At 35.1% G+C, this 19505-nt stretch carries 11 protein-coding genes; 3 read left to right on the top strand and 8 right to left on the bottom strand.

From position 1 onward, the window contains the following. Positions 1-152: 152 nt before the first annotated feature. From ACT3CE_RS10185 to dhaK, 4 genes are all read right to left on the bottom strand, one after another. Positions 153-1031: a helix-turn-helix domain-containing protein gene (locus ACT3CE_RS10185; protein ID WP_444709667.1), complete on the bottom strand. Its 879-nt coding sequence runs from the start codon at positions 1029-1031 to the stop codon at positions 153-155. A gap of 122 nt (positions 1032-1153) precedes the next feature. Then, positions 1154-3637, bottom strand: coding sequence for a phosphoenolpyruvate--protein phosphotransferase (gene ptsP / locus ACT3CE_RS10180; protein WP_444709666.1), 2484 nt, complete (start codon positions 3635-3637; stop codon positions 1154-1156). Positions 3638-3643: 6 nt separating this feature from the next. Next, positions 3644-4285: a dihydroxyacetone kinase subunit DhaL gene (gene dhaL / locus ACT3CE_RS10175; protein ID WP_444709665.1), complete on the bottom strand. Its 642-nt coding sequence runs from the start codon at positions 4283-4285 to the stop codon at positions 3644-3646. Between the two features lie 130 nt (positions 4286-4415). Beyond that, entirely contained in the window at positions 4416-5486 is a 1071-nt protein-coding gene (gene dhaK / locus ACT3CE_RS10170) for a dihydroxyacetone kinase subunit DhaK (protein WP_444709664.1), read from the bottom strand. Positions 5487-6006: 520 nt separating this feature from the next. Between dhaK and ACT3CE_RS10165 the strand changes: the two genes are divergently transcribed. The 3 genes from ACT3CE_RS10165 to ACT3CE_RS10155 all read left to right on the top strand — a co-directional run bounded on the left by ACT3CE_RS10165 (position 6007) and on the right by ACT3CE_RS10155 (position 10401). After that, positions 6007-8019, top strand: coding sequence for an alpha amylase C-terminal domain-containing protein (locus ACT3CE_RS10165; RefSeq protein WP_444709663.1), 2013 nt, complete (start codon positions 6007-6009; stop codon positions 8017-8019). 2 nt (positions 8020-8021) lie between these two features. Continuing rightward, positions 8022-9722: an alpha-amylase family protein gene (locus ACT3CE_RS10160; protein WP_444709662.1), complete on the top strand. Its 1701-nt coding sequence runs from the start codon at positions 8022-8024 to the stop codon at positions 9720-9722. 193 nt (positions 9723-9915) lie between these two features. Beyond that, a complete protein-coding gene (locus tag ACT3CE_RS10155; RefSeq protein WP_444709661.1) occupies positions 9916-10401 on the top strand; it encodes a hypothetical protein in 486 nt (161 codons plus the stop codon). 149 nt (positions 10402-10550) lie between these two features. Here the strand turns inward: ACT3CE_RS10155 and glgP are convergent, their stop codons facing one another. The 4 genes from glgP to ACT3CE_RS10135 form a co-directional block, all read right to left on the bottom strand. After that, on the bottom strand, positions 10551-14780 hold the full coding sequence (gene glgP / locus ACT3CE_RS10150; protein ID WP_444709660.1) for an alpha-glucan family phosphorylase: 4230 nt from the start codon (positions 14778-14780) through the stop codon (positions 10551-10553). Between the two features lie 130 nt (positions 14781-14910). Then, positions 14911-16215, bottom strand: a complete 1305-nt coding sequence (locus ACT3CE_RS10145) for a glycoside hydrolase family 57 protein (RefSeq protein ID WP_444709659.1) — start codon at positions 16213-16215, stop codon at positions 14911-14913. A 4-nt stretch (positions 16216-16219) separates the two neighbouring features. Continuing rightward, on the bottom strand, positions 16220-17530 hold the full coding sequence (locus tag ACT3CE_RS10140) for a glycosyltransferase family 4 protein (RefSeq protein WP_444709658.1): 1311 nt from the start codon (positions 17528-17530) through the stop codon (positions 16220-16222). Positions 17531-17537: 7 nt separating this feature from the next. After that, positions 17538-19472 (bottom strand): glycogen debranching enzyme N-terminal domain-containing protein, encoded by a 1935-nt coding sequence (locus ACT3CE_RS10135; protein WP_444709657.1) that lies wholly within the window; start codon positions 19470-19472, stop codon positions 17538-17540. Positions 19473-19505 lie beyond the last annotated feature (33 nt).

Below are 19505 nucleotides of genomic sequence, written 5' to 3'. Positions count from 1 at the left end.
CAATCTAAATTAAATCATTTTATTTCAGCTATTAAAATATCTACAGACTAAACAATAAAGTTTGAGCTATTTTAATTTAGGTAGTTACAGAAAAAGCTATGTGCATATAAACTTAAAAACAAGTACTAAAACCAGGGCAAAATAACTTGATACTAATCGCGTATTAAATGGCGGTATTTTAATGGAGAATTACCATAATGTTTTTGAAAAAGCTGGCAAAAATGAGAAACATTAGAAAAACCAGAATCCCAGCAAATATCATTTACCGATTTATCGGTACTAATTAGCAAATGTGAAGAGTACTCCAAACGTTTTGTTCGTATCCAATTGGCTGGACTGTCATTGTATTTCTTTTTAAATTCGCGCTTAAACTGAGACAAGCTTTTGTTGGAGAGAAATGCCAAATGTTCAACATTTAAGTTACGATAAATATTCGATTGCAAAACCGTATCGATAGCCGATTGACGAACCATTAGAATCTCTCTTAAAAAGCTTATAAAATAGCTGCGTTCCTGTCCAAGTATCAGAACCAAAAGAAGCTCGTTTAATTTGTTACTTAACAATTCGGGGGCAGGTGGCGGAAGAACCTGAAAATACGAAATCAAAGAAGAAATATACACTTGCATCCAGGAATCCATTTGATATTGATAAGCTCCCCAAGTCTCTATATCAAGGGCTTCTGAAGAATGAAGCATGTGTTTGTACTTATCTACAAACTCTATTATAAAATCCTCTTTTAAGAAAATGAAAATACCCGAATTTTGATTTCCCTGCAATAATTTTTCATTTACAAGAATGGACCCCTTTTTAATAAAAATAGCTTCGCCTTCCTCTACCCGATAATAATGATTTGGCGTAACAACACCTTTATTACCTTTTAAAATAAACATTAAGGTATGCTCACCAATAAAAAATTTCTCTAAAATTTCCTGATTAGTATTGGAATAATAAACAATATATTGCTGATCGGATTCTAAAATTTTGCAGACCTCCGATTGTTCAAAATATGCTTTAAGTTCCTTGCTAATCACTGCTGTTTATTTTGTTTGGAAACAGTATTGCAAGTTTAAAACAAAGCAAACTTGCAATACTGTAAATCCATTAATTTGTTATGAAGTTAAAATTTTTAATCAACTTTTAGCATTTATAAATCTTAAGACTGCCCAATAGCACTTTTTAGTTCGTTAAGAGTACGAATTGGACTAAGTTTATCCTTAAGTAATTTATGCCCAGAAAAATTAATTTCCCTGATTCTCTCTTTTACAGCCGGTATTGCTGGTCCATTCATGCTAAACTTCTCAAGTCCTAAGGCAAGTAATAAATTGGTAGCTTTTATATTTCCTGCAAGCTCTCCACACATACTTACCTCGAGACCGGCTTTTTTCGAACGCATTAAAATCTCTCTTATTGCCTCTAATACTGCCGGATGAAATGGGCTGTGATATTTTGCAACACTACTATTATCGCGATCTAAAGCCAGTAAATACTGGGTAAGATCATTTGTTCCTATGCTTAAAAAATCTAATTCATTTGCCAATTGAGGAATAAAAAAGATGCTCGAAGGTACTTCCATCATCACTCCTACACTCATATTGGGTGAAAAATCTATTCCTTCTTTTAACAGATCCTGCTGAACCTCACGTAAAAGCATATTGGCCGAAATAACTTCTTCAATAACACCAACCATTGGATACATTATTCGAACATTATAGTTGGCCGATAAACGACAAATTGCACGCAATTGTGTTTTAAAAAGTTCAGTATTCTGTAAACAATAACGAATTCCCCGTAGTCCTAAAAATGGATTATTCTCCTCTGGAATATCCAAATATGGAATTGGCTTGTCTCCACCCACATCCAAGGTTCTTATGCAAACAGAATATCCTTTCATACTCATACAAACTTCTTTGTATGCCTGATATTGTTCCTCTTCAGATGGCATTTCATCCCGATTCATGAACAAAAATTCTGTTCTAAATAAACCTACACCTTCGGCGCCATTTTCGAATGCAATTTTCGCTTCTTTTGCACCACTTACATTTGCTAATATCTGAAAAGTTTTTCCATCTTTTGTGCAAGCAGGAGCTTTGGCTTTCGCCTGCGAACTCTCTCGCATTTCATCATCTATTTTTTTGCGTTTTCTTAAATCGTCAATTATGTTGGAATGATTTTTCGTCCAGATTTCACCAGAAACACCATCAATAGCAAGAGTTTCCTTATTCGGGATTTTATCGATTTGATCGCCAAGTCCCACAATGGCAGGAATACCAAGCGAACGAGCCAAAATTGCCGAATGAGAAGTTTCTCCTCCAGCCCTGGTAACAATCCCTTTAAGCAAATTCAAATCTAAATCCATTGTTTCGGCTGGCCCTAGTTCATCGGTAACAATAATACATTCTTCTTTAAGAACTATTTTACTTTTAGGCTCTCCTAAAAGTTCAAGAAGAACTTTATTTCCAATCTCCACCACATCCAAAGCACGTTCGCGCAGGTACTCATTACTCATAGCCAAATACTGCTTTTCCAGTTTTTTAACTTGGCACGACCAGGCAAAAGAGGCCTTCACAAATTTCTCTCTGATCATATTTACAACAGACTCGTACAAATCCTGATCCTTCAAAAGAAGCTTATGAAAATCAAGTATCTGAGCCTCATTATCCTTAAGTTTATTAGCTATTTTTTGCTGAATAGAATCCAAATCGTTACTTACACGTTTAATGGCCTCCTGTAAAAGTATAATTTCATGTTCAACATTATTAATATGTTCTTTTTCAATAACTGGAAGATCCTTTTTAAACCAAATTGCTTTAGCAATAGCAATTCCAGAAGAAGCCGCAATACCCTGAATTCCTTCGGATTCAGACTTTACCTTCTCTACTGTTTTGGAAGAATCAATAATTTCTTTATCCTCATCACCAAAATTAGATGCCTGAAAATCCAGCAATGCTTTTTCCAGCTTATCTGTATCTTTTCCTGAGAGAGTAAAGTTTAATATTTCACCCTGCTTTGCACCTAAAGTACCCACCAAACTTATACTTGAAGCCGAAACCGGCTTTTTATCGTCTACAGCTACAAGAGCATGAGCTTCGAAAGTATTTACAATTTCGATTAGTTTAGCTGCTGGTCTGGCGTGCAAACCCAGCTTATTGGGAACAATAATTTGTAAGTTACGCGTAGCTGTTTCCAATTCGGTATTCTTCTCATCGGGAATTATTTCCTGATTTTCCTCATCCTGTAAAAGAACATTTTTAGCTTGTAAGGAATTCTTTGCCTCGTTAATTACTTCTTTCAAATTGGAACCAGACATGGCTTGAGCAGCAGCAGCAATAGCACCTTCAACCAAAGGAGCTTCACACAAAACTACTTTATTTCGAATATCATCTTCCAAAAATTCCAAAGCAATTTCGGCACTCATAATGGCACTTCCAATATCCATTAATACGAGCACTCCATCCTCTGAATAAGCCCCTCGAATAGCCTCTTCTATTTTCATTGGATCGGTGCCAATGGGATTTTCATCATCATCGATTCCTCCAGCAGCCTCAATCTTCACCTTATTCTGTCCCATTTGTAAAGCAAGTTCTTTTACTCCCTCTGCCAACATCTTACTGTGCGAAACAATTACCAGCCCTATCATTTTTTCCTATTTATTTTCAATAATAATATCCTGTAATATCTTTACAATTAAACATGAAGAGGTTGCTCCCGGATCCTGATGTCCAATGCTTCTCTCTCCCAAATAGCTTGCTCGTCCTTTTTTAGCAATCATATTAATAGTCGATTTCATTCCTGTCTCAGCAGCTGTAGCCATCTTCTCTGCTGCCAACTCTAATGTCTCGTTCTCACTATACGATTCTTGCAAAGATTTAACAACAGGTTCCCAAACATCTACCATAGTTTTATCGCCCACCGAGGCTTTTCCTATTCCCTTAACTCCGTCTAATCCTTTGCATATTCCATTACTTAAGTCTTCGAGACTTAGTTCCATTTTTCCCTTTAAAGAAATGCCCATTTGCATAAAAAACTTCCCGTAAAGTGGTCCTGCAGCTCCACCAACACTAGAGATTAAAGTCATTCCGGTATTCTTAAGAATTGCACCTATATCCTGGCCTTCGAAAGATTCTGTTTTTGCCAAAACTTTTTGGAATCCTCTGTTCATATTTATTCCATGATCGGCATCACCAATTGCAGCATCCAACTGAGAAAGGTAATCTTTATTTTGCCCCATCACCACTGCTATTTCTTTCAACCAATTATTAATTAGCATCTGCGATATTACATTCATGATATTTGTTTTATTAATTAAGAATATCAATTCCAATTTATCGGAATCAAATTTTATTATAATAAGTCAGGATGCCTCAAATATAAATGGACATCCCAACTTTATTTTTTTTATGATTCAAGTTAAAAAACTACACACCCCAGCGCATACCCGGAGTGTTAACCGGAGCATTCCAAAATTTCTTAATTTCAGAATCGGCTTTAAGCATTGTAATGGTACACCCCTGCATTTCCAGAGAAGTAATATAGGAACCAACCAATTTTTCAACAATTTTTATTCCTTTTGCTTCACAAATTTCTGCTAATTTTCTATATACAACATACAATTCAGAAAGAGGAGTTCCTCCTAAACTATTGACCATTACAATTACCTCATCACCCTTTTTTAATGGCTCATTGGTAATTTCTTTCTCTTCCCACTCTCCTTTTACTCTATCCCATTCTCTAACCACTCTTGTGTAGGCCTCATCTTCCAAAATTCCATTAGCCATCATGCTTGTAAGTTCATCGGCAGTAGTATGAGCTATTCTTTTGCGTCCTGGTTCGCCATGAATACCAACCCCAAATTCTATTTCTTCATCGCTAATTTCGAAATTTGGTTTCCCTGCAGCTGGCACAGTACAAGATGTTAATGCAATTCCCATTGATCTGCCATTTGTATTTACTTTTCTGGCAAGATCGGCACACTGATCTAAATTATATCCTGCTTCGGCTGCTCCACCAACAATTTTTTCCAATAATACTGTTGTTCCAACACCACGTCTTCCTGCAGTATAAAGGCTATCTTTAACAGCAACATCATCATCAACAAGTATACTTTGCACGGGAATTCCCTCTTCGTGTAACATTTCTGTTGCCATATCGAAATTCATCACATCACCAGTATAATTTTTCACAATAAATAAAACTCCTGGTCCACCATTTACTTTGCTGGCACATTCCAGCATTTGATCGGGAGTTGGAGAGGTAAACATTTCTCCCGGACAGGCTCCATCTAACATTCCGAATCCTACAAAGCCACCATGCATTGGTTCATGACCACTACCACCACCCGAAACGAGTGCTACTTTTTCTGAATTAGGTGAATCTGAACGATACATGTATTTTGGTTCCACACAAATTTTAATATCTGCATGTGCTGCAGCCATACCTTGCATTTGTTCAACAACAACATCGTCAACTTTATTTATAAATTTTTTCATAGAATAAGTTTTTAACAGTCTTTTGTAGAACTAAATTCTTTATCTACATATTACAGAATATGCTACAAAAAAATCTGCTGCAATTATTTAAAACGTTTACAATGTGAAATAATTGATTTTTTAAATCACAAAATGTTGTATTTGGCTCATTTCTTATCTAATTTGGCTAAAACAGCAAAATAATTTAAATTAGAACGAAATAAAATCCATTAAAACACTAAATTATTTCGTATTGCAAAAAAAGAACTCTTATTTTTTACTTATTAAAAGATAATCAAAATATAAGTTAATCACCATTCTTTCTTTTTACTTAATTAGGACAAAAATCTACTTATTAAAAATTATTAATACCTTATAAATAAAGCTCTTCAACTTTATAATAATTTAAAAGGTTTGCATTAAATTCTTCCCTGTTTTCCTCCCATTCTTCATATCAATTTAAGATAATAATAACAGATTTATTGTATCTTTAAAACTATATGCCCAAACAAATAGTACAGACAAATATTAAAAACTAGTTATGACTAAACAAGCAAAAATTGTTACTTCCGATACTTACTTAAAACCCTACCAATATGTTATTGAAAAACGAATTGATATAGCCACTAAAAAGGAAAAGGATCTATGCGAAAATTCTCTTTCTGATTTTGCAAACGGCCATTACTATTATGGTATCCATCACAAAAATGACCATTTTATTATTCGTGAATGGGCACCCAATGCCACTCAAATTTTCTTAATTGGAGATTTTTCCAACTGGAAAGAAGTAGATGAATTCAAATTCGAAAAAATATCAAATGGCAATTTTGAACTACGAGTTCCGTGCAGCAAACTCAAACATCAGGATGTTTATAAACTATTTGTACACTGGAATGGCGGATGTGGAGAAAGAATTCCCGTTTGGGCAAACAGAGTTGTTCAGAACGAGGAAAGCAAACTTTTTTCGGCACAAGTATGGCAACCCGAAAAAGCTTACAAATGGAATTATGACAACAACAGAAAAAAAATTCAGAATCCTTTAATTTATGAAGCTCACATTGGCATGTCCACAGAAAAAGAAGGTCTTGGATCATTCAATGAATTTCGCGAGTTAGTATTACCCCGCATTAAAAAAGCCGGTTACAATACCATTCAGTTAATGGCTATTCAGGAACATCCCTACTACGGATCGTTCGGATATCATGTATCCAGTTTATTTGCAGCCTCATCGCGCTTTGGAACGCCTGAAGAGCTAAAACAACTTATCGATACTGCTCATAGCATGGAAATTATGGTAATAATGGACATAATTCATTCTCATGCTGTAAAAAATGAGTTGGAAGGGATTGGTTTATTCGATGGTTCTCCCTATCAGTTTTTTCATGATAATGACAGACGAGAGCATCCTGCGTGGGATTCTTTGTGCTACAACTACGAAAAGCCCGAAGTAATACACCTTCTGCTTTCCAATATTAAGTATTGGCTTGAAGAATATCATTTCGATGGATATCGCTTTGATGGAGTTACCAGTATGCTATACTACGATCATGGATTATCGAAAGATTTTACCGACTATAGTATGTATTTTGATGGCACACAAGACGAGGATGCGATTTGTTACCTTACACTTGCCAACAAACTAATGAAAGAATACAATCCAAACTCAATAAGTATTGCCGAAGAAATGAGTGGCTATCCGGGCTTGGCGGCACCCATTAAAAATGGTGGTCTGGGTTTCGATTTTCGTTTAGCAATGGGAATACCCGATTACTGGATAAAACTAATTAAAGAAATTGCCGATGAAAACTGGAATGTTGGTAATATATTTTACGAACTTTCGAACAAACGATTAGAAGAAAAAACAATTAGCTATGCCGAATCTCACGATCAGGCATTAGTAGGAGATAAAACCATAATTTTTCGTTTAATTGATAAAGCCATGTATGACAGCATGGACAAAACAAGCGAAAACCTAATTGTAGACAGAGGGATTGCTCTTCATAAGATGATTCGATTAATGACTATTTGCTGCGCCGGAAATGGCTACCTGAATTTTATGGGTAACGAATTTGGTCATCCCGAATGGATTGATTTTCCCAGAGAAGGAAACAATTGGTCGTACAAACATGCACGCAGGCAGTGGAGTTTGCTTGATAATTCAGAATTACGATTCGAACATTTAAACCTATTCGATAAAAATATGATTTCCTTACAAACAGAGCATAACTTTATTGCTGACTCTGACATAAAATGTTTGGCTGCTAACGAAAACGATCAGGTACTAGCTATACAGCGAAAAGACCTGGTGTTTGTATTCAATTTAAACCCCAATAAATCTTTTACTTATTACGGAATACCAGTTAAAGCAGGTAAATATGAAGTTTTACTCGATTCCGACAACACTGAATATGGTGGCTTTAATCGTTTTGATGACACATTGAATTACTATTCGAAACCAGAAGTTCAACTGTCGGAAAAGCACCGATTATATTTGTACTTGCCAAGCAGAACAGCTTTGGTATTTAAACATGTTCCACCTAAAAGCATTTTTTAAGTATGAACAAAGAAAAAATCATAATATACCAGTTGCTACCCCGATTGTTTGGTAATACTACAAATCAGCTAAAGCTTAACGGATCGAGAAGTGAAAATGGCTGCGGAAAATTTAATGACATTACAGATTTGGCCTTGCAGGAAATTAAGGCATTGGGTATAAACCATATTTGGTACACAGGAGTTATTGAACATGCAATTGCTCAGGGATATCCAGAACACAATATTCCCAATGGCGAGCCTCTTGTTATTAAAGGGAAAGCAGGTTCTCCTTACGCCATAATAGATTATTACGATGTAAATCCTGATTTAGCAGAAAATGTTAGCCAAAGAATGGAAGAATTTCAAGCTTTAATCAATAGAACACATCAAAACAATTTAAAAGTTATTATTGATTTTGTTCCCAATCATCTGGCAAGGGAATACAAATCGGATATGAAACCTGAAGGAATTAGTGATTTTGGTGAAAACGACGATACTACTCATGCCTTCTCTCCTGCTAATAATTTTTACTATTTGCCCAATGAAGAATTACATTTGCCTGATGATTTAAAAAATAAATTTCCCAATAACAACTATCACGAAAATCCGGCCAAAGCCACAGGCAACGATCAATTTTCGGCCTATCCAAATAGTAACGACTGGTACGAAACCGTGAAATTAAATTACGGTATCGATTATATGAATGAACACTCCAGTTATTTCGATCCGATTCCTGATACCTGGCACAAAATGAAAGACATTCTTTTATATTGGGCACAAAAAGGAGTAGATGGATTTCGCTGCGATATGGCAGAAATGGTACCTGCAGAATTTTGGAATTGGGTAATCACAAAGGTAAAATCTGAATTCCCGGAAATAATTTTCATTGCCGAAGTATACAATCCCAATTTTTACGAAACCTATATCTGCCAGGGAAAATTCGATTACCTGTACGATAAAGTTGGCTTGTACGATACTTTAAAAGGAATTATCCGTAAAGAAAAACCAGCCCGCGAGATTTCCAACTGCTGGCAAAGCTTAAATAATTTGGATGCTTACATGCTCCGTTTTTTGGAAAACCACGACGAACAACGAATTGCCTCCTCTTTTTTTGCCGGAGATGCCGAAAAAGCATTACCTGCCATGCTACTTTCTACCTGCATGCACAAAGGCCCAGCAATGATATATTTTGGTCAGGAAGTTGGCGAAGCTGCAAATGGAGCATCAGGATTTAGCGGTAATGATGGCAGAACTACAATTTTCGATTACTGGACTGTACCTGAACATTTAAAATGGATGAATTCGGGCAAGTATGATGGAAAATTACTTTCAGCAGAACAGAATAAACTTAGGCAAGTTTACGCTGATATTTTAAAACTAGGAAAACAAACAGCTATTTCGGAAGGTGAATTTTACGATTTAATGTGGCAAAATAAAGATTCTGCTTTCTTTAATTCAGATATAATTTACTCTTTTTTGCGACATTCGAATGAACAAAAGCTCTTGTTTGTTTGTAATTTTGATTCTCAGATTCAACATCTTCATTTAAAAGTTCCTTCTCATGCTCTGGAAGTAATGGATATTCCACGCCCCATTAAAATAAAATTTAGAGATTTACTTTCGAATTATACTTGCAAAATTGGAAGTGAAGAACTTATTGAACAAGGAGTAAAATTAATTGTTCCGGCGTATAATTCTCTGGTATTAGAATTTGTCTATTAAAATAAAAAACACATCTGCTAGTCTAGTTCTAGCGAGATTACCAATTTTATCCTAAAAATAAACTACTGATAATCCTTACTCTGGAGGAAATGTTAGAAAAAATATTTCCACAGAAATATAAATAAGGTTTAAAATTAGAATTAAGTGCTTACAATTTCTTAAATTTAGAGATAACGTACTAAACCTTAATAAGATGAAAACACTAATCTGGAAGAAAAGTATTTTCACAAATACTTACAAAATTTACTCCGAAAGCAAAGAAATAGGCCAATTAACAAAGCATAAATTCTCAGCATGGAGTGAAGCTGAAATGAATGGTAAAAAATTTAAGTACTACAGTAAAGGATTCTTTAAAAGATCAAGTGAAATCTATGATGAATCTGATGTTAAAATAGGAGATATCAAATTTACGGCCTGGAAAAGAAAAGCAGAAATTCACTTAAATTCCAATTATCAATATTGGAGATATAATACTTTATTTAATACAAAATGGGTGATGCAGAATGATAAGCAGATTCAGATTAATTCTTCTGCCAATACATTTAGTGGTAGTATCGAAACAAATGCCGAGGATGAAATTTCAATTTTAACAGGTTTATTTGTTACAAATCATTATCGGGAAAATATTATACCTGTTGGTTTGGCTGTATTAGCTCCACTTTGTTTAATTATTTTTTAGAATCATATCAAAAATAAAGCTTCTGTTATAAACTTTATAATTCAACATTCTCACTCTAAGTAAGATTTCCAATATTATCCTAAAAAAAACTACTGATAATTTCAACTTTCGTGAAATTATCAGTAGTAAATATCATAATCAGCAGAATTTTAAATCCATTTTATGTAATTAAAATCCTGACGGTGTGGTAAGTTCGGATTACATGCATACATTCTTAATCCAAAATCGAAAATTCCAGGATCTTTCAAATCCAAATCTAAATGATAAAATGATAAGGAATCAACTTTACGAACCTGTTTCAGCTTCTCGGTGCGAATAGGTCCTGATATTTTTCCATCCATTGATGTACGAATCACCAACTCTACACAAATATCCTCATCAATTAAATCTTTAAGATCCAAAGCAACTTCGACATGATAAGCCTCTCCCGACAAATATTTATGCTTCGGAGTACTCGGAGCATCAACTGATACAACCTCAATATCTTCCCAACCAGCCAGAATTTTCTGTTTCCAGGCAGCAGTAGCTTTTGCTTCTTTGTAATTCCCTTTTCGAAGAGTTTTTACCCGTTCAAATAAGGGACTATAAAATTTTTCTTTATAATCATCCATCATACGTTTGGTTGTATAATCGGGAGCAATATCCGAGATACAATTCTTTATGTATTTCACCCAATCAACAGGAATATTTTTCTCGTCGCGTTTGTAAAATAAAGGAATAATTTCATTTTCAAACATGGAATAAATAGTTTGCGCATCCAACTCATCCTGAAACGATTGATTCTCATAAGTACGGGTATCAGTTAGTGCCCAACCAGCTCCCTCTCGATATCCTTCTAACCACCAGCCATCAAGCACACTAAAATTCATAACTCCATTCATAACTGCTTTTTCGCCCGAAGTTCCTGAAGCCTCCAAAGGTCGCGTTGGGGTATTCATCCAAATATCTACACCAGTTACCAAACGCTGACCAAGTTCCATATCGTAATTTTCAAGGAATAGAATTTTACCAGCAAATTCGGGACGACGAGATACATCTACAATCAACTTAATTAAGTCCTGCCCTGCCTTATCAGCTGGGTGAGCTTTTCCTGCGAAAATAAATTGTACCGGTTTGTCCGGATTATTTAAGATTTTTGATAATCTTCCCAAATCACTAAACAACAGATGAGCCCTTTTATAGGTAGCAAATCTACGTGCAAAACCTATTGTTAAAGCATTTTCATCAATAGAATCGAGAATATCAACCAAACTTTTTGGATCTTCATATCTGCGAATCCAGTTATTTTGAAAACGAAGTTTCGCATAATCTATTAATTTTTTACGCAATGTATTTTTTATGTTCCAGACACGATCATCTGAAACATCATGAATTTTTTTCCAATACTGCTTGTTCGAGAGATCGTTTAAAAATCCATCCTTAAACTCGCTCTCGTATAACGTTCTCCACTCTTTTGCTGTCCAGGTTGGATAATGAACACCATTGGTAACATAGCCAATGTGTAACTCTTCGGGAAAATATCCCTGATAAAGCTCATTGAACATTTCCTGCGATATTTTTCCATGAAGCATACTCACTCCATTCATAGCTACCGAAGTATTTGCAGCCAAATTACTCATGGAAAATTTTTCGTTCTGATCTTGCGGATGAACACGTCCCAGAGCTAAAAACTGATCCCAACTCACCTTTAATTGCTCGGGAACATAGGATAAATAGTGACGAATCATATCTGGTGCAAATGTATCATGACCAGCCGGCACAGGTGTGTGTGTAGTGAACAAAGATGAAGCACGAACCACTTCCATTGCCTCATTAAAATTATAACCTTCTTTTACCAATTTTATAAGTCGTTCTACATTAATTAGTGCAGCATGACCTTCGTTGCAGTGATATAAATCGGGTTTAATTTCAAGCGCATCCAAAGTTTTAATTCCTCCCATTCCCAAAAGAATTTCCTGCTTAATTCGGTTGTCCCAATCGCCACCATATAACTGATGCGTTAAGGAACGATCCTGCTCAGCATTCATTTCGGTATCTGTATCTAGCAAATACAATGAGATACGCCCTACTTCAACCTTCCATATTTTAGCAGTAACATTTCTACCTTCCAATAAAAAAGTTATGGTCTTAGGTAATCCGGCATTATCGCGAACCTGCGTAATTGGCAGTTGCGAAAATTTTTGAGAATTTAACTCTACCAGCTGTTCTCCATTTAAAGATAAACGCTGAGTAAAATAGCCAAATCGGTACATAAAACCAACGGCAACCATATTCACTTTCGAATCGCTGGCCTCTTTTAAATAATCACCTGCCAAAATCCCCAAACCTCCCGAATAAATTTTCAGGTTATCGCTTAATCCGTATTCCATACTAAAATAAGCAATCTTAGGCTGGTCTTTGGATGGTTTTTCTGCTATATAAGCTTTAAAATCCTTGTAAACTTTATCGTAATTAGCTAAAAACTCTTTGTCTTCGGCCAGCTCTTTCATTCTTGAACCTGCAACTTGTTTTAATAAAACAATTGGGTTTTTACTCAATTTAACCCATAATTTAGGGTCTATCGATTCGAATAGATCAATGGCTTTGTAATTCCAACACCACCATAAATTTTTCGATAATTCCTCAAGTCCGATTAATTCTTTTGGCAAATTAGATTCTACAATTAATTTTCGCCAATGAATTTGATTGCTCTTGCTGACCTTTAATTGTTGATCGTTTGGAGCTATTATTTTAGTTTGTTTTTCCATATTTTTCTCTATTGCAATTTCGTATGCCTTATAATAATAGCCTATAAAATTTTTCCAAAGAGCCTTTTCTGCTATTGCTCTTGCATTTAACCTACATTCTTTTATTTGTTTTTTATTTTTTAATGAAAAACTTTTAATGTAAGCTGCCATTTCGTGAATTAACAATTCTGTATTAGAATCACTCCTTTCTATAACAGCAACTCCACCTTTATTGGCTTCATTTATTTGCTGAACCCATTTTCCAAATCCAGCCAATGTTGTTGTTAAGGTCGGAACACTAAATGCCACACTTTCCATTGGAGTATATCCCCATGGTTCGTAGTAGGATGGAAAAACAGAAAGATCTAATCCCATAAGCAAATCGTAATACGATTTATTGAAAATTCCATCATCTCCGTTAAGGTAAGTAGGAACAAAAATAACTTTAACTCTCTCGCCTGCACCATTAGTAAAACCCAGGCTTTTTACTTTATTTAATATTTCATCATGATCAACATTCCCCAAGTAGTGAGTTAAAAATGGAGTTATCAATTGCTCCTGAGCATTTCCACTCGCCAATGCATCTTTCAAATCTTTTCTTGCTCCTCGCTGATCGCCTGGAATTAGAAAAAATGCCACAATATCTCTATTCTGCGTTTTATCCCGATTAATTTGCGATAAAGACTCCAAGAAAACATCAAGACCTTTATTTTTAAACTCGTAACGACCACCGGTTCCAATAAACATTGTATCCTTTGGTAATTCGTATCCAAGTAAAGCCTGAGCTACTTTTGTTAATAGAGCTTTCGAGTCAATAGCTTTGGAATCTAATTTTAGCGTAGCCGGAACAAAATCATCCTCAAAACCATTGGGCATAACCACATCAACAACACGATTCTGAAACTGCTTACACTCCCGTGCAGTAATTTCGCTAACCGTTGTTAAGCAATCGGCAATTTGTGCTGCTATTTTTTCGAGAGAACATTTGGCTGTTACATTATACTGACGGGTTTTCTCGATGGAATTAAACTGATAAAGATTATCGTAAAGCGGCTCATGATTACTTGCCAAAACACGACCAAGCATGGTTGCATGAGTTGTAAATATTGTTGCAATACGTGGTGCTTTATCCTTAAGATACAAACAACCAGCGCCAGTCATCCATTCGTGAAATTGTGCTACCGGATAATCTGTTTCTGCTAAATTACATTTCACGAAATTCTCAATCACTTTCCCGGCTGCGTACCCAAACATGGCTGGTTCGTGATAGTCTTTTCCGCCATACAAAGATTCTAAACCATAAATTTCCCAGTATTTTGCATAAATAACATCTTTTTTAGTTAGGAAAGGTTTAAAGTCTATTAAAATTACAATGGGTTTTCCTGGAATTTTCCAGCGTCCTATTCTTATGGGCAAAGACTTTATTTTGGCCTGTGCTTTCCATTCCTTAAATAGTGAATCGTCTTCCTCAAATTCTTTTTCACGGTGTTCCTGATTATCAAAATCAGGACCAATATAAATTACATTATCATTAAACTTATGCTTAAGCGATAATGCTTTGGTTGAAACAACTGTATGAATTCCCCCCACTTTATTACAAATCTCCCAACTTACTTCAAAAATATAATCAGGAGTTAGTTTTATATTATTCATAAACAACGATTTTACTGATCTGCTAATTACTAATTTTCAATAACATATTGAAAATGAGCTATATTTAAATCAGAAGAATAAGAGATTATTTTAATTCATACTCTCCTGTTCTTCTTTAAATAAGTGCTAATTAATCGGCTTCTGAAAAGTGTTCATCCAATTCTTCCAATCTTTCTTTATAGTGAGCAATTATTGCATTTTTCTTTGATATTTCCTTCTTCAAATCTTCTGTGCTCTCAGGATTTGAATCTTTAAGCTTATTTATTCTTAGCTGCAAATCACTTAATACATTCATGTAGTTAATGAAAGCATCGTAAGGCGAATTGTATGGATTAAAATAGGAATGCACATCGCCATCTGAAAAGAATTTTGTGCACATGTAATAAAAATGATCGCTTCCCTGAAGGTATTTCCAGTCTTTCAGCAATCGCTCATCATTAAGTGCGAGCAAATCTTCTCTAAGCTCATACAATTTATCAAAAGCCTCATTCTGCAAGCTATTTCCTAGCCATGCCGATAAATCTCTTTCTTCATCGGCCCATGATATTACGTTTGGAACATGCGCCTGGGCAATTGGCTGATATTCATCCACTACTTCGGATGGAAGTGCAAATTTATACTTCGATTTCGCAGATAAATCCTTCGGAAAATTCTTCAGAAATTCAAAAATTCCGGATTCCTTTTTCTGATGTTCACCAAATGTTTCATAATCCATAAAAATATTTACCACATCTTCCTTTTCGTCGAACTCGTTTAACCAACTTACAAATTTACCTGATGTTAAGGGCCAGTTTTTCCAGTCTTCATTCGAAAATCTAAAGGCAATATCATCGCTAAGATTATAATTTCTCATTAAAATTTTAAGCTTAGGATTTATGGCATTACAATACAAATAGTTCGGACTTTTCCAACCTAAAATATGCTTTGCCCCTTCGGTTAAAATACCTTTGTAACCCATATCAGCTACCATTTGGCCAATGCCATCGGAATAGATTAATTCTGTATTCCGAAAAATTGTTGGTTTTGCTCCAAATAAAGCTTCTATTTTATGGCTGTGCTCTTTTACCTGACCTATAAATTCGTCTTTGTTTCTGAGTGATACCAGAGAATGAGAATAAGTTTCGGATAAAAATTCAACTTTCCCAGTTTTAGCAAGTGCTTTAAAACTATCAATTACTTCGGGCGCATACAATTCAAATTGCTCGAGTGCTAATCCTGTAATCGAAAAACTTATCTTAAAATTATATTTTTCTGACTTAAGAAGCTCTAATATAATTTTATTGGCTGGCAAATAACATTCATCGGCAATTTTACGCATGATCGACTCGTTGGTATAATCATCGTAGTAGTAATGATTGTTACCAATATCGAAAAAACGATATCTTTTTAAACGTAATGGTTGGTGAATTTGAAAATATAAACAAACTGATTTCATAATGTTAGCTTTTGCTTGGTGTGACAAATAGATTAATTGCTGCTTGGTAAACATCGTGAACATGAACCGCTGCATTGGCCCATTTTAGGTTATCCACTTCTTCTTTACCTTTCTCTTTAAATTCCTTAGAGAGAGAGTTGTAACTTATGATTCCGTAAATAGCATCGGCCATTGCATCAATGTCCCAATAATCCACTTTTACAGCATGAGTTAAAATTTCAGATACTCCAGATTGCTTCGAAATGATCACAGGCACATTAGACTGCATTGCTTCGAGTGGAGAAATTCCGAATGGCTCCGATACCGATGGCATTACATAAACATCGCTAAGTTTAAACATTTTAAAAACGTCGTCTCCTTTTAAAAAACCAGTAAAATGAAACTTATCGCTTATACCTAATTGAGCTGCGCGTTCAACCATTTTTTCGAGCATATCACCACTTCCGGCCATTACAAAACGAACATTATTACTTCGTTTTAAAACCTGATAAGCTGCTTCCACAAAATATTCTGGACCTTTTTGCATGGTAATTCTACCAAGAAAGGTCACAACTTTTTCTTTTACTCCTTTTTTAATAGCCAATTTTTCTTCAAAAGATACAGGCTCTACCGCGTTGTAAACAGTTACCACTTTATCTGGATCTTGTCCGTATTTTTCGATTACTATATTTCGGGTAAGATTACTTACTGCAATAATTTTATCAGCAGCATCCATTCCCATTTTTTCAATCTCGAATACTTTAGGATTTACACTTCCACCACTTCGATCGAAATCGGTAGCATGAACATGTATCACCAAAGGTTTACCCGACACTTCTTTTGCTGCTATTCCTGCGGGATAGCACAACCAATCGTGAGCATGAATTACATCATGTTCCTGATCCATACTTATGGTAGAAGCAACGTAGGCATATTTATAAATTTCCTCGATTAGATTAGTCCCATACTTTCCACTAAACTCCAGTTTTCCTTCCTTATCAACTTTAAAAAACTTATTTTTCCCATACAAATCCTGACTAGAAAAAGTATAGTATTCATCAGGATCGTTATAGGGAACCAAATGAGAATCTACTTCGAGATAAGTATGCTGAGTTTTAAACTTTTCAATATGATTCTGAACTTGCTTTATATTTACACCATTGGCACCTACCAATTGCATTTTACTCTGATCCTCATCGCCATGCGCTTTTGGCACCACGAAGATTATATCAAGATCTTTAATTTTCGACAAACCTTTTGTCAACCCGTAACAGGCCGTACCTAATCCTCCCGAAATATGTGGAGGAAACTCCCATCCAAACATTAGAACTTTCATACACAAACTATTTAAAAGATGATTGGTTTAATAATTTACTCACTCTTATAATTTCGGCTACACTTAATGCATAAGATGTTGCCTCGTTGGGTTTATGCGGGGGATTACCATCGTAAATCTGCGAAATTGACCCCAATCCGCGTTCGTGCAAGCATTCTTCAAAACCGTCAAGAAGTTCTTGTATTTTTTCTTCTCCGTTTTCTTTATAGAGTTTTAAGTAAGCTTCGGCAAAATGTCCGAACAACCATGGAAATACCGATCCGTAATGAAATGCGCTATTTCTTTCAAATTCGTTTCCTTTAAATATTCCTATATATTCATGATTTTTAGGAGATAATGTTCTTAATCCTCTTGGTGTTAACAATTCTTTCTCAATGATATCAAGAATTGATTTTTTTTGATTGTCAGACAAACAAGAGTGAGGCAGGGATACAGCAAATAGCTGATTAGGACGAACAGCCCAGCTTTTATGTGTATCATCAACATAATCGGACAAATAAGCCTTTTTATCATCCCAAAATGTACTTAAAAATGCTTCTTTTATTTTTTCAGGGATATCCTTCCATTCTTCTGCAAACTTTTCATCTTTAGCTTCTTCAGCCATTTCTAGTGCAAAACATATTGCATTATACCAAAGTGCATTTAGCTCAACAACATAACCCATTCTCCGGTTTAAGAATTTTCCGTTATTCTGAATTTTCATCCAGGTAACTCCCTGCTTAATAGTCCATAAAAGTCCATTTTCGTGCATTATTATAGCAAGATTAGACCCAAATTTATAGTATTGGAAAATCTCTTTTATTCGTTTTCCATACTTTTTCCAAAGCTCAGCCTTATCAGCTCCAAACTCAACATATTTTTGCAAAGTCCAGAAAAACCATAAAGGAACATCAACCGATTCATTGCCTTTATTTAAAGAAGTAGCATAAGAAAAACGGTTCATAATTTTATCGTACGAGGCATTTAATATATCCAGAAAAACCTTTTCTTTATTTCGGGCCAGACTTAAACCCGGTAAGGCCAAATAAGTATTTCTCTCGCTTGTACTAAACCATGGAAATCCGTTAATTATGGAAGTTTCCTTGCCTTTACGCGAAATAAACTGATCAGCAGAATTAGCCAAACAGTTCTCAAAACTATCACGAGCCACGCGTTTTTTTAGTTCATTATTAAACTGCTTTGCTATTGCATTGGGAGAAACTTGCTCGGTTCCCGCCGAAAAAACAATTGGTTCTCCTTTTTTAATTTCCATTTCAAAATATCCGGGAACAAATAAATCTTCGTGGCAATCGTAACCTCTTTTTTTCTCTTCTCGATACTCTACATTATAATACCAATCAGGCACATGAATAAAATCCGACTTTTTTGAGGTTTGCATATATAAAAATGGAAAACCATCGTACAATTTAAGGCCTACTCCATTACTTACAATTTTGGATCGGGTATTAGCATCCATATTAGCCTTTGTTAAGGAATGGATATTTCGAAAAGCCAAAAAAGGTTGAAAACGAATAATTGTTGGAGAATTAGCTTCTAATAATGTATAACGAATTAATACTCGCTGTTCTTTTTCAACCAAAAGAAGTTCTTTTTTAAGCACAATTCCCCCAACACGGTATGTTAAAGCTGGAATTGTATCTATTCCATACTCTCTAATATATTTATGTCCTTTAGGACTATATTCACCCGGAAATTTATGAATTCCCAGATGAAAAGGAGCACCGTGCTGAATTAGAGTTTCATCGAGGGAAGACAATAAAAGATGATTTTCCCCTCCAAAATTATCAATTGGACAAATAAGTAGGCCGTGATATTTTCGTGTATTACAATTAATAATTGTAGAACTGGCAAAAGAACCTGCCCTATTTGTTCTAATAAACTCTTTCTTTAGAGAGTACTCAGTATTTACCAGTTTGGCTTTGTCGAGTTTTAGGTAATCCATGCATTTTGTGTTTTGAGTTTGATTTATAATGGG

Origin of the sequence: Marinifilum sp. RC60d5, assembly GCF_052400665.1 — a bacterium.
GTDB lineage: Bacteria > Bacteroidota > Bacteroidia > Bacteroidales > Marinifilaceae > JBQTGK01.
This window is presented reverse-complemented; position numbering and strand designations above follow the sequence as displayed.